General features: G+C 64.7%; 11 protein-coding genes. 4 read left to right on the forward strand and 7 right to left on the reverse strand.

The features are described from left to right. Nucleotides 1-34: 34 nt before the first annotated feature. Nucleotides 35-1651: a chromosomal replication initiator protein DnaA gene (dnaA, locus tag ACO054_RS17500; protein ID WP_421707869.1), complete on the forward strand. Its 1617-nt coding sequence runs from the start codon at nucleotides 35-37 to the stop codon at nucleotides 1649-1651. 228 nt (nucleotides 1652-1879) lie between these two features. Here the strand turns inward: dnaA and ACO054_RS17505 are convergent, their stop codons facing one another. The 5 genes from ACO054_RS17505 to ACO054_RS17525 all read right to left on the reverse strand — a co-directional run bounded on the left by ACO054_RS17505 (nucleotide 1880) and on the right by ACO054_RS17525 (nucleotide 6240). Next, a complete protein-coding gene (locus tag ACO054_RS17505) occupies nucleotides 1880-2932 on the reverse strand; it encodes a glucosaminidase domain-containing protein (RefSeq protein ID WP_421707870.1) in 1053 nt (350 codons plus the stop codon). Between the two features lie 230 nt (nucleotides 2933-3162). After that, nucleotides 3163-3717, reverse strand: a complete 555-nt coding sequence (locus ACO054_RS17510) for a NifU family protein (RefSeq protein WP_421707871.1) — start codon at nucleotides 3715-3717, stop codon at nucleotides 3163-3165. 142 nt (nucleotides 3718-3859) lie between these two features. Next, nucleotides 3860-4411: a universal stress protein gene (locus ACO054_RS17515; RefSeq protein WP_421707872.1), complete on the reverse strand. Its 552-nt coding sequence runs from the start codon at nucleotides 4409-4411 to the stop codon at nucleotides 3860-3862. Between the two features lie 67 nt (nucleotides 4412-4478). Continuing rightward, complete coding sequence (locus ACO054_RS17520) at nucleotides 4479-5330, reverse strand: TIGR02186 family protein (RefSeq protein ID WP_421707873.1); 852 nt, start codon at nucleotides 5328-5330, stop codon at nucleotides 4479-4481. Nucleotide 5331: 1 nt separating this feature from the next. Beyond that, entirely contained in the window at nucleotides 5332-6240 is a 909-nt protein-coding gene (locus ACO054_RS17525) for a sulfite exporter TauE/SafE family protein (protein WP_421707874.1), read from the reverse strand. Nucleotides 6241-6776: 536 nt separating this feature from the next. Here ACO054_RS17525 and ACO054_RS17530 point away from each other — a divergent pair. Both ACO054_RS17530 and ACO054_RS17535 read left to right on the forward strand, forming a co-directional pair. Beyond that, nucleotides 6777-7340 carry a hypothetical protein gene (locus ACO054_RS17530; RefSeq protein WP_421707875.1) on the forward strand — a complete coding sequence of 188 codons (564 nt, stop codon included), beginning with the start codon at nucleotides 6777-6779 and terminating at the stop codon, nucleotides 7338-7340. A 71-nt stretch (nucleotides 7341-7411) separates the two neighbouring features. After that, nucleotides 7412-7921: an OmpA family protein gene (locus ACO054_RS17535; RefSeq protein WP_421707876.1), complete on the forward strand. Its 510-nt coding sequence runs from the start codon at nucleotides 7412-7414 to the stop codon at nucleotides 7919-7921. Nucleotides 7922-7953: 32 nt separating this feature from the next. On the opposite strand, the gene ACO054_RS17540 is transcribed toward ACO054_RS17535, so the two are convergent. Continuing rightward, nucleotides 7954-8457 (reverse strand): hypothetical protein, encoded by a 504-nt coding sequence (locus ACO054_RS17540; RefSeq protein WP_421707877.1) that lies wholly within the window; start codon nucleotides 8455-8457, stop codon nucleotides 7954-7956. Nucleotides 8458-8694: 237 nt separating this feature from the next. Here ACO054_RS17540 and mutS point away from each other — a divergent pair, with 237 nt between their 5' ends. Then, on the forward strand, nucleotides 8695-11373 hold the full coding sequence (gene mutS, locus ACO054_RS17545) for a DNA mismatch repair protein MutS (RefSeq protein WP_421707878.1): 2679 nt from the start codon (nucleotides 8695-8697) through the stop codon (nucleotides 11371-11373). Nucleotides 11374-11440: 67 nt separating this feature from the next. Here mutS and ACO054_RS17550 read toward each other — a convergent pair whose 3' ends face one another. Continuing rightward, on the reverse strand, nucleotides 11441-12205 hold the full coding sequence (locus tag ACO054_RS17550) for a nucleotide exchange factor GrpE (protein ID WP_421707879.1): 765 nt from the start codon (nucleotides 12203-12205) through the stop codon (nucleotides 11441-11443). Nucleotides 12206-12235 lie beyond the last annotated feature (30 nt).

Genomic DNA, 12235 nt, shown 5'->3' on the forward strand with positions numbered 1-12235 from the left:
AAGAAAGGCATTTGCGGTCATGCAGAGGGCGACAATGGCACAGGGTACAACTCCAGACGGGGAGGGAGCGCACGGGGCGTCTTCCAAAGGCGCTGGAGCGGCCTTGAGCTATGGCGCTCGGCGATCCGGTGCGCCGTCCGAAGATCGCCAGTTTCTTGACGAACAATGGGCGCGGGTGCGCGTGCGGCTCCGCCATGAAGTCGGAGAGAACGCTTTCAGCTCATGGCTTAAGCCGCTCACCCTCGTGGGTCCGCGCGGAGACAAGATTCGCATGGCGGTTCCCTCGCGCTTCATGCGCGACTGGATCAACGGGAACTACAGTCAGCGGCTCGCGGAACTCTGGGCGGAAGAACGCAGCATGTCGGTCGGCATCGAGGTTGTGGTCCAACCTCCTGCTCGGCCCACCCCGCGCAACCTCCAGGACTCGCCGCCGCTAGGATCGCCCTCCGGCACCTCGGCCAGCGGAACAGAGGTAGCTGGACAGAGCGGCAAGGCCTCGACCCCCTCGACCTCACGCACTGGAACACCGTCCTCTCGAAGCGCGCGCTCCGAAGCGACCGAGACCGATGGCGATCGCGCCTCATCCACCCCCATGACGACGGGCGGAACCGATATGCGAGATCTGGAGATTTCCGCCTCGCTCGACCCCCGCTTCACGTTCGACAAGTTCATTGTCGGCAAACCCAACGAACTGGCCTACGCCGCCGCCCGGCGGGTGGCCGAGGCTGAGGCCGTCCCCTTCAATCCCCTCTTCCTTTATGGCGGAGTCGGGCTCGGCAAAACCCATTTGATGCACGCCATCGCCTGGCATCTGCGCGATCACAGGCCGGAAAAGCGGGTGATCTACCTCTCGGCCGAAAAGTTCATGTACCAGTTCATTCGAGCGCTGAGGACGAAGGACACGGTGGCCTTCAAGGAACAGTTTCGATCTGTCGACGTTCTGATGATCGACGACGTTCAGTTCATCGGAAACCGCGACGCCACGCAGGAGGAGTTTTTCCACACCTTCAACGCTCTGGTCGATCAGAACCGCCAAGTCGTCATTTCAGCCGACAAGAGCCCGAACGACCTGGAGGGCGTTCAGGAGCGCATGAAGTCCCGTCTAGGCTGGGGACTTGTCGCCGACATCCACCCGACGACCTACGAACTGCGCTTGGGGATCCTGGAATCGAAGGCCGAGAGCGTTGGCGTGACCATTCCGCGGCGCGTTCTCGAGTTTCTTGCGCACAAGATCACCTCTAACGTCCGTGAGCTGGAGGGGGCGCTGAACCGGATCGTCGCTCACGCGACGCTGGTGGGTCGCTCCGTCACGCTGGAGACAACGCAGGAGGTGCTGACCGATCTTCTACGCGCTAACGACCGTCGGGTTACGATCGAGGAGATCCAGCGTAAGGTGGCCGAGCACTTCAATATCCGGATCACCGACATGCATTCCGCCCGGCGCGCCCGCTCGGTTGCGCGGCCGAGGCAGATCGCGATGTATCTCGCCAAGCAGCTGACCAGCCGTTCACTGCCGGAGATCGGGCGGAAGTTCGGCGGCCGCGACCACACGACAGTGATGCACGCGGTCAAGAAGGTGGAGGAACTCAAGGGAACGGACCACCGCTTTGCGGAGGACGTAGAGCTGCTGCGCCGCATGCTCGAAGGCTGAGTGCCCGCTTGGCAGCCTGAGACCCTTCGGTCTTCTCGACTTTCCGAAGAGGCTGCTTTGGAAAGTCGAGAAGACCGAAGGTTGCTTCCCTAGGATGCTGGAGCGTGATCAGTCGGGATCGCTTTGCGGGCCCAGAGATTGCGTTGCATTCGATCCAGACTCCGATGCTAAGAGCGTTTTTCTCGTCATCGGCGGAACCGTCGAGCTGTTCCGTACGCTCACGAGGCTCTAGCGAACGGCCTGGGCGGTGAGAGCTCGACTTTCGAGTTCCGCCTCGTCCAGGTCCGCGAGCCGGTTATGACGCATCAAGGCCTGTAGCTTACCGACATAACCATCGATTTCGGCATAGTCCTCCAACCCTTCGACCAGATGCCGGCCACCGGGCCTTTTCCCGGCGGCCGTCAGGCGAGCCCGTTCGCTCCGCAGGTCCGCATAGGCCACGTGGGTGTTGAGGTTGTGCATGTAGGCTCGCACTGAGTCCATCAGGTCGGTGAAAGCCTTGACCCGAACATCGCGATTGCGCTCCGGCACGATCGCCGCGGCTTCGCTCGACCAGGTGCGTTGACCGAAAAGCGCGTTCCCTTCGAGGACGAAGCGGCTGGTACCCCAGCCGGATTCCACAATCGCCTGAGCGAGCGCAAGGCTCGGCGGGATCTCGGCGACCCGCAGGGCGAGGCCGTCGAGGTCTCCGTGGGCCACACCGTAGTGCTCGGCCAAAGCATCCAACCAAGCCGCGTCGGTCAGAGGAATCTCAGTATCGGTCGCGAGGCGATCGGCAATATCCAGCAGGCGATTGCGCCGATGGCGCAACTCCTCGTTCGCCAACAGAACCAGCGGCAATACGCTGCCGAGGAACATTTGCTTGCGGCTGTCGATCTCGACGATCTCGGGCAAGTCGGGCGGGAAAGCGGCAACGTAGAGGCGCGGAACTTCTGCCGCACCCTCCCGAATCTCACTGAGCTGGAAGTCGTTGCGCGCCAGCGCCCCTTTCAGCTCGGCCGCACTTGCCGGCTCCACGATCTCGGCGATGCCAAGCGACAGGCCGCCGCCTTCGGCGCCTGCCTGCGGCCGCATGAAACCGCCGGCCCGAGCCGCGAACAGGTCGGCCCCGGTCCCTCTACCCTCGAACTGAAACGCCGCCATCGACGGTCCTACCCCAGCCTGCAGACGCGAGCCGGCGACGGCGTCGAGCAGAAGGATGGACGCAGCCACGCCTCCGACGGTGAGCAAAGCACAAAGCAAACGCGGACGGCCGGAGGCCGCCTCGGTCGTCGTCAACATTGTTTTCAATCGTCCTGTAACTTGGCAGCTCGTTCGCACCCCTGTCGGCGCGGTCTTCGAGCCAGTCTCGCGTTGGCGCGCACCGATGAAGCCGGGGCGCGACATCTAAAAGAGGGGCAACTCAAGCACAGTTGCCTCTGGTCATCTCAAGGACCCGCAGCTCCCGTGCGGTTGACCGGTGAGATCCGGCGCCGATTGGCTGTGAGCTCTGACCGCGCGAGGCTCCGCCGCTAGTTGACGGCGCGAACCTCAGTCACCTCAGGCACGTAGTGCCGCAGCATATTCTCGATACCCATTTTCAGGGTCGCGGTGGAAGAGGGGCAACCGGCACAGGCTCCCTGCATATGCAGCAACACGACACCGTCTTCGAACCCACGGAAAATGATATCGCCGCCATCCTGAGCCACCGCCGGGCGAACCCGCGTATCGAGCAGTTCCTTGATGGTCGAGACCACCTCGCTGTCGGTCTCCTCGACGGCATTGCCGTCAGCCTGAGCCTCGCGCAGCAGCTCCTTGCCGGCCACGAAGTGCTCCATGATCACGCCAAGCACGGCCGGCTTCAGGAGGTACCACTCCTGTGCTTCGGCCTTGCTGACGGAGATAAAGTCATTTCCGAAGAAGACGCCAGTCACCCCCTCGACCTCGAACAGCCGCTCCGCAAGCGGAGACCGCTGCGCCTCTTCGGCGCTCGCGAAGCTTGCGGTCCCGGCGTCGCCCATTACGGCACGGCCAGGGAGAAACTTCAGGGTCGCCGGGTTGGGCGTCTGCTCGGTCTGGATGAACATTCTGACAATCTCCCGCTCGGGAAAAGACAGACGCGATTTAAGGGGCCATTAAGACCTTTTCAAGCGCAGAAAGCGGCAGCCCAGAGGCCGCCCAGCGGCCACTCGGCAAAGGTTGAGCCGCAGCAAGGTCTGTCGGATGTCGTTACGACAGCGAATCGACCTCTTCCGAGGCGAGACTGTCCGGCACAATTGTTACGGGTACCCGCAAACGGCCGATGTATTTGCCGGTCAGGGCCGCAACCAGAGGACCCGGCCCACCCTTTCCGGTTGCCGCGCCGAGAACCAGGATCGAGATATCAGGTTCGTCCTCGATCAGCTGAAACAGCTGATCGCGCGGACTGCCGTCGCGCAAATGGAGGATCGGCATGCGCCCGACCCACTCGTTCACCTTGCCGGCGAGGCGCTGGAGAACCTGCTCGCCCTTGTGCCGGGCTTCGTCGCGCATCAGGTCGCCGACGGTCAGCCAGTTTTCGAACTCGCTCGATTCCGTGACGTAGAGCAGGGCGACACGTCCGCCGGTATGTCGCGCCCGACGGCAGGCGAAGCGGAGCGCAACGTCCATTTCCGGACTTTCGTCGACGATCACCAGAAAGACACGCCCGACACCGCGGTTCGGATCTTCGCCGGGATCCGGACGTTCGGGGCCGGGCGCCTCGCTTGGCGTTGTCGCAGTCGGTGTCGTCTCGTCGGACATGGCAAGAACTCGGGACCTAGACTGGGTATCGGCGACAGAGTCTGGGCGCCGCCGGTAATCGACGCGGTCAGTCGCGCCGGAAAATCAAATGACCGACCCATCCTGCCACCAGCGCCAAGATCACGGCAATCAAGCCGTAGGCACCGGACTGGCCGTGGGCGAAATCGAACAGTTCGGCCTCCAACCCGACCTTGCTGACGCTGAGCGGAATGACCTGAGCAGACACCACCTGACCGTCCTGGAACAGAAAGACCTGGGCCTGGTAGACGCCGGTGGGCACGTTCGTCGGAAAGTAGACCTCGCTCCGGAACAGGGCGTCACCGATCAGGCTGACCTGACCGACACTCGGAACATAGAGACCCTCGCGCTGCTTGGCGCGGATCAGTCCTTGCCGCCACTCGTCGCGCAGCGGGCCACTGGCCTTGGCTGCCGGCAGATCGAAATCCAGATGGTCGAGGCCGATGCCGTTCGCCGCCAGCACCGTATCTTCAGCGATCTCCTGCAGGGGGCGACTGGCCGCGACGGCATAGAAGCTCGGCACCTGTCCGAAGGTCAGGCTCGCCGTGTTCATCCAGATTCCGGCAACCTTGGCTTTGCGATGTAGGGTTTGAGAGCCTTCCGGCCCTCGCACGACCACCACCACGTCGCCTGGCGGCTGGCCGGCCAACTCCGGATCGTTCGGCGGCTGCACCGCACCGAACAGCAATACGTCCACGCCGACGAAACCCGTCGTGATCGCAACCAGGTGTTCGGACAGATCGGCAATCAGCGACTGAGCACGCAGAGGTGTGGCGAGCAGGAGCGCGAGAACGGCGACGAACACGAGACCCCGTACGGCTGCGGGGCAGACAAGCTGGATGCGGGAACCGCCTTCGGCAACTGGCTTGTCGTTGAACGCAATCGTCTCTCGGAAGGTCATGTCAGGACACCCCGAGGCTGTAGATGTCGACCGGCGGTGTCACGAGATCGAACAGCAGTTTGCCGCCGACGGCCAGGATCAGCAAACCCAGCATGATGCGCAGAGAGTCGGCGGGCAGACGCGCGGCAAACCGCCCGCCGAACTGCGCCCCGACCACGCCGCCAAGCACGAGCAGCAACGCCAGGACCAGATCCACGGTCTGATTCTGAGTGGCCTGCAGAAAGGTCACGTTGGCCGAAACGAAGATGATCTGAAACAGGCTGGTGCCGATCACCACCGTGGTCGGCATGCCAAGGACGTAAATCATCAGGGGCACCAGGATGAAACCGCCGCCGACGCCCATGATCGCCGAAAGCACGCCGACGCCGAAGCCCAGCGACAGAGGCAGAAGCGCCGAGATATAGAGCCGCGACTTCGGGAAGCGCATCCGCAGCGGCCAGCCGGCAGCCCAGGCGTGACCCTTGCGGCTGGGCGCGGTCACCTTGCGACGCCGCCGCATCAGAGCCCGACCGCCCTCCAGGAACAGAAGGATCCCGATGATTCCCAGCAGCAGCACGTACGACAGACTGATAACCAAGTCGATCTGACCCAGACCGCGCAGCAGCGAAAAGAGCGCGACGCCGACGGTCGAGCCGAGGAAGCCGCCCGCCAGAAGGACGAGACCCATGCGGACATCGACGTTGCCGCGCTTGAAGTGCGCCATCACCCCCGAGACGGAGGAGGCCACGACGTGGTTCGCCTGAGTGGCGACCGCCACCGCCGGCGGCACGCCGATGAAGATAAGCAATGGCGTCATCAGGAAACCGCCGCCGACGCCGAACAGACCCGCCAGAAATCCGATAAGCCCGCCGAGGCCGAGCAGCAATAGAACGTTGAGGGAAATCTCCGCAATCGGCAGGTAGATCTGCATGGTGGCGGTCTAGAGCCCCCACCGTTCGAAGACCGCGTCCTCAAGAGCAGGCGAAGTGCGCAGCGTCATTGTGCTGGCCAGCCGCCGGGCCTCGCCCGGGCGGCTTCCCACCCGAACGCGGCGCATGCGCTGCAGCCCCAGCTGCTCCATGACTCGAATTCACCTGCGAAGAGACGAACAAACCGCCAGTGACCGACCCTCGTCCGACGAAACGCGGCCAAAACGGTCGAGAGCGTATCCATGAAACATAACCGCGTCTTTCCAACTCATGAAAGACCCGAAGTTTTTCAGAGAGATGACGCGTGCCGCGAAAATTCGAGCCAGCCCGCCCGACGGGGCAGAACCCATTTGACGGAATGGATCGAGCGATCACCGCAAAGCGGCGCCACAGCAAGACGCCTTTCCTCATCGCAAAGATGGCACAGGCATCGGGCGGGCGGTCATCTTAAGCTGCAACCTCAAGCATGTCTGACTGCGCACGCCACCCGTACAGCGGGCGCCCGGTCGCTTGTGCGGAGACCGCGCGGAGGAAACCGATGTCGACCGAGCTCAGGAAACCGCCAGCCCGAACCACGACCTTGCGAGGCGCCGTTCTGGGTGCAGGGCTCTCGTTCGCCGCAGGCTTAATCGGGGCCGGACTCGCCACGGGACTCGCCACGTCGGCCAGTGCCAACGACAGACCCGACCCGCCCTATAGCGTCACTGTCGGCGCGCAGTCGAACCACCCCAACGGCACTCAGCTCTTCGTCGAAGATGTCACCGTCCACCAAGACTTCGTCGAAGTGCAGATCCGCGCCATCAACGGCGCACGCGACGCGATCTCGCTGAACGTGGACAACCGCTCGGTTCTGATGGACAGCGCAACGACGCAGTATCGGATCATGCCGCCAAGAGACAACCGCGACCTCCGCATTGCGGAAGGTGGTGTTCTGCAGGGAACGCTGGTCTTCATCGGTCATGTCGCAGAGTCCGCCGAATGGATCGAGCTGCGCATCAATCCGAACCGCGCAAGCGTCAGCGATCGGACCCGCACCCCGAACTTCGACGTCAGAATCCCGCTGGCCGAGGCCGTGGCCGCCGATGCAAAAAAAAAGCCCTGACGGACGCTTCGGGTGACCCCGTTTCGGTTCTGCAGACGTCGGTCCTGATCCCCTCCAACGTTCAAGCCCTGATGACGGTCCCGACGTCCAGCCTGTCGGCCGGTGACGGAGGCGCGCTGTCCGCACTCCAGGGCGGCGGGATGATCCCGAGTACCGCGGTCGAGGTCACAGTCCAGGATCTGATCACCGAACTGGAGGGTGTGGAGACCGACCGCGGGACCGTGATCAGCCTGCCCGGCGACGTGCTGTTCGATTTCGACAAGTCGGATATTCGGGCCGACGCCGAACCCGTGCTCGCTCAGTTGGCGAACTTGATCGAGAAGCTGCCCCAAGCACCGGTGGAGATCGAAGGACATACCGACAGCAAAGGGGCGGACGCCTACAATCAAGATCTTTCGGAACGACGCGCCGACTCGGTAAAGGCCTATCTAGTCGGCGGCCTCGGTGTGACGAGCGAGCGGCTGCGCACCAGAGGGCATGGCGAGAAGCGACCCGTCGCACCCAACAGCAACGCCGATGGTTCAGATAATCCGGCGGGCCGGCAACTGAACCGCAGGGTCGAAGTGATCATCGCCCGCTAGAGCGCGATCGTCGGCCGTGAACTCCGGTCGGATTAGCTTTCCCGCACCTGTGACCGGCTGTGGAGATGCACATCCTCCGCGCCGGCATCTTCCAGGATCGCGGTCGCGCTGGCCTGGGTTTCCGGCGTCTCCGCACGCACCCAGAGCAGAACCGCGCCAGCCTCCAGCGCGCGCGCGAAGGCTTCGGTATGGGGCGTGGCCTGAATCTTCTCCAGAACATCCCGCGCGGCCAAACCGGACAGTCCGGCGCCGGCAGCCAGCGCAATCGCGCCGCCGACCGGGCCGGTAGCCATAGCGATCAGACCCGCAGCCGCAATTGGGCCGATGAAGTTCACCTCGCCGGTCAGCCCGGCCAGGGTCTCGCGCCAAGCTTCGCCCTCTTCTCCGGCGGCGTCGAGAGACTCGTGGCTATCGAGCACCGAGAGGTCGGCATGGCCGAAACCGGCGGCATCCAGGGCCCTGACCGCTGCCTCGAAGGCCGCCCTGGTCTCGAAACGGCCGACTATTTCGGTGACCGGCTGTGTTGCGTCGCTCACGCGCTCTCGCCTCCAGTTGAGAAACTTGCGCCCCGTCCTATTCGGAGTCGAGGGCAGAGGCAAGGATCTGCGATGCCATTCCAGAGGTGCGGGCCGACGCGGCGTTCGCCCTGTCCGGTCGCTGAATTCTCCGCCCAAGCCCTCGGCGCCGCGAAATTCCCTGTCGGGTTGCGAGGACCCGGGTGCTACTGTCCGCCCTCTCGAATCCGCCCTTGGACTCCGCTCGCGCCCCTGCCCATGCCCGACAGCGCCCCTTCCGCCCCGACACCGAAAACGTCGCAGGCCGCGACACCGATGATGGCCCAGTATTGGGAGATCAAGCAGGCCTATCCGGATGCCCTGCTGTTCTACCGGATGGGCGACTTCTACGAGCTGTTTTTCGAGGACGCCAAGGTCGCGGCGGCAGACCTGGACATCACCCTGACCAAGCGCGGCCAGCATGCCGGCGAGGAGGTCGCGATGTGCGGCGTCCCGGTGCATGCCGCCGAAGCCTATCTGGCGCGTCTGATCCGCCAGGGCCACAAGGTCGCGATCTGCGAGCAGCTTGAGGATCCCGCTCAGGCGAAGAAGCGCGGCAGCAAGTCCGTGGTGAAACGCGATGTGGTGCGCCTGGTCACCCCCGGTACGCTGACCGAGGACGAGCTTCTGGACGCCCGGCGGCACAACTACCTAGCCGCCCTGACCGAGGCCGGCGGAGACCTGGGGCTGGCGTGGCTCGATGTCTCGACCGGCGACTTTCTGGCGGAGGCCACGACAGCGGGCAACCTAGCTGCGGCCCTCGCCCGGATCGACCCCGGCGAGCTGCTTCTGCCCGAACGCCTGTTGCAGCGAAGCGAACTCTTCGAGCTGCTCGGCGACTGGAAAGCGGTGTTGACGCCCTTGCCCTCCGCGCGATTTGACAGCGAGAACGCACGTCGCCGTCTGCAGGCGGTCTTCCAGGTCGAAGCACTCGATGCGTTCGGCAGCTTCGAGCGGGCGGAACTTGCGGCCGCCGGCGCGCTGCTTGACTACGTGGAGTTGACCCAGAAGGGTAAGCTGCCGCGTCTGACGCCGCTGCGCCGACAGGCCCGGGGCACCGTCATGGAGATCGATCCGGCGACGCGCCGCAACCTGGAGCTGACAGAGGCGCTGGCCGGCGGCCGCAAGGGCACGTTGCTTCATGTGATCGACCGCAGCATTACCGGCGCGGGCGCCCGCCTGCTCGCCCAACGGCTCGCCGCGCCCCTGACGGATGTGACCATGATCGGAGCCCGCTTGGACGGGGTCGCCTGGCTTGTCACGCGTGAGGATCCTAGGACCACACTACGGGCTCGCCTGCGCGAGGCCCCGGACATGGAACGCGCCCTGTCTCGACTGTCCCTCGGGCGGGGCGGCCCACGTGACCTGGCGGCGATCCGCGACGGCCTGAAACAGGCAGCGGCGCTGCAGAGCGATCTTCTGGACCGCACGGAGGATCCGCCACCCGCCGTGCTGGCCCGCGCGGCCAAGGCCTTGGGTCCCCAGGAGGGATTGATTGACCGCCTGAGTCGAGCCCTGGCGCCGGAACTGCCTTTGCTAACCCGCGACGGTGGCTTCGTGGCGCCCGGCTACGCACAGCACCTGGACGAACTGAAACAGTTGCGCGACGAGTCCCGGCGCCTGATCGCCGGCCTTCAGTCCAAGTACGCCGCCGCGACCGGAATAGCCAGTCTCAAGGTCAAGCACAACAACGTGCTGGGTTACTTCCTGGAGGTCTCGGCGACCAATGCCGCGAAGATGCCCCAGGATCCGGCCGCTGGTTTCGTTCATCGCCAGACCCTCGCCTCCGCAGTGCGCTACAGCACGACAGAGCTGGGCGAGCTGGAACAGAAGATCCTGCAGGCGGCGGACAAGGCCCTGGCAGTTGAGTTGGAAATCTTCGCCCAACTGGTCGAAGAGGTTCTGCAGCGCGCCGAACCGGTCGGTGCCGCTGCCCGGGCGCTGGCCGAGCTCGACGTGACGGCCGGTCTGGCACAGCTGGCGGCGGAGGCACACTGGACCCGGCCGGAAATCGAGGACTCCACGACCTTCGTGGTCGAGGGCGGCCGCCACCCAGTGGTAGAGGCGGCCCTGGCCGCCAACGAAGGTGCGCGGTTCGTCGCCAACGATTGCGATCTCTCGGCGGCTCAGCAGCTCTGGCTCGTGACCGGGCCCAACATGGCGGGCAAATCCACCTTCCTGCGGCAGAACGCACTGATTGCGGTGCTGGCCCAAATAGGCAGTTTCGTCCCCGCCGCCCGCGCCGCCATCGGAACGGTCGATCGGCTGTTCAGCCGGGTGGGGGCCGCCGACGATCTGGCGCGCGGACGGTCGACCTTCATGGTGGAAATGGTCGAGACGGCCGCCATTCTAAATCAGGCCACGGCGCGGTCCCTGGTCATTCTGGACGAGATCGGGCGCGGTACGGCGACCTTCGACGGCCTCTCGATCGCCTGGGCCTGCGTCGAGCATCTGCACGAGGTCAACAGCTGCCGGGGGCTCTTCGCAACCCACTATCACGAACTGACGCATCTGGCCGGGAAGCTGCCGCGTCTGTCCTGCCACGCCATGCGCGTCAAAGAATGGCAAGGCGAGGTCGTCTTCCTGCACGAGGTGGGACCGGGCGCGGCCGACCGATCCTACGGCATTCATGTCGCCCGGCTTGCGGGCCTGCCCCCCGCCGCGATTTCCCGCGCCGAAGAGGTCCTAGGGTTGCTCGAACAGGGCGAGCAGGCGGGCGCCCTGACCCGGCTCGCCGAGGATTTGCCGCTCTTCGCGGCCGCGCCGCGCGGCGTGCCGGAGGCGGCACCGCTAGAAAGTGCCAGCGACGGCGAACTGCGGGGACTGAACCCTGACGAACTCACGCCGAAACAGGCGCTGGAGGTGCTTTATCGCCTGAAAGGCCTCGTGGAAGACTGAGGCGACAAACGACCGGCCGGATTCCCTCCGGCCAAGACCCTCTTCGTAGAGCAGGAAACGACGCGCTCTAAGCCTGGGTGTCGACGGTTGAACCGGGTTCGGGAGAGTCCTCCTCCGCCCCTTGGCCACCTCCGGCTTTGGAACCCTCGGCGCCCTTGGGGCCGCCCTTCGCCACAGCGACGCGGGCCGGGCGCAACAGACGCTCGCCGAGCAGCCAACCCAGCTCGTAGACCTGAGCCACCGTGCCTGCCGGCTTAGTGGCGTCCTCGATCTCGATCATGGCTTCGTGGCGGTGCGGATCCAGCCTCTCGCCGACCGGGTCGATCGGCACGATTCCATGCCGGGCAAAGGCATCGCCCAGTGCCTTGTCGGTCATCTCGACGCCGGTCAGCAGCGTTTTCAGAACGGTATCCTGCTCGACCGCATCGGTGGGAACGGCGGCCAGCGCACGCTTGAGATTGTCGGCAACGCTCAGCAAGTCCTTGGCCAGCGGCGCGGCGGCGTACTTCAGTGCCTCCGCCTTCTCCCGTCGGGCGCGGTTGCGGAGGTTCTCCGTCTCCGCCAAGGCACGGACGAGTTGGTCCTTCACCTCCGCAATCTGAGCCTCCAGCTCAGCCTCGCGCGGCGATGCGAAGTCGATACTTTCGGAAGCGTCCTCGACTTCGTTCAACTCCAGACCCTTGAGAATCGCCTCGTCGATCGAGCCTTCGGCCTCGTCAGCCGCGGACTCGGCTGAAGCGGCGCCTGCTTCAGCCGTTTTCGCAACGCTCTCGTCGGGTGTGAAGCCGGTCTTGTCCAGCCCTTCGGGCCTCTGTTTCGGATCGGCGGTCATGACGCTCCGTTTCTCTACATTTCTTGTTGT

Source organism: Algihabitans sp., assembly GCF_965226985.1.
GTDB lineage: Bacteria > Pseudomonadota > Alphaproteobacteria > Kiloniellales > DSM-21159 > Algihabitans.

Excerpts from the sequence above, each read along its gene's own strand:
- mutS (WP_421707878.1), top strand. The coding sequence starts at position 8,695 with ATGCCCGACAGCGCCCCTTCCGCCCCGACACCGAAAACGTCGCAGGCC.
- ACO054_RS17525 (WP_421707874.1), bottom strand. The coding sequence starts at position 6,240 with ATGCAGATCTACCTGCCGATTGCGGAGATTTCCCTCAACGTTCTATTG.
- ACO054_RS17520 (WP_421707873.1), bottom strand. The coding sequence starts at position 5,330 with ATGACCTTCCGAGAGACGATTGCGTTCAACGACAAGCCAGTTGCCGAA.
- ACO054_RS17515 (WP_421707872.1), bottom strand. The coding sequence starts at position 4,411 with ATGTCCGACGAGACGACACCGACTGCGACAACGCCAAGCGAGGCGCCC.
- ACO054_RS17505 (WP_421707870.1), bottom strand. The coding sequence starts at position 2,932 with ATGTTGACGACGACCGAGGCGGCCTCCGGCCGTCCGCGTTTGCTTTGT.
- dnaA (WP_421707869.1), top strand. The coding sequence starts at position 35 with ATGGCACAGGGTACAACTCCAGACGGGGAGGGAGCGCACGGGGCGTCT.
- ACO054_RS17530 (WP_421707875.1), top strand. The coding sequence starts at position 6,777 with ATGTCGACCGAGCTCAGGAAACCGCCAGCCCGAACCACGACCTTGCGA.
- ACO054_RS17550 (WP_421707879.1), bottom strand. The coding sequence starts at position 12,205 with ATGACCGCCGATCCGAAACAGAGGCCCGAAGGGCTGGACAAGACCGGC.
- ACO054_RS17535 (WP_421707876.1), top strand. The coding sequence starts at position 7,412 with ATGACGGTCCCGACGTCCAGCCTGTCGGCCGGTGACGGAGGCGCGCTG.
- ACO054_RS17510 (WP_421707871.1), bottom strand. The coding sequence starts at position 3,717 with ATGTTCATCCAGACCGAGCAGACGCCCAACCCGGCGACCCTGAAGTTT.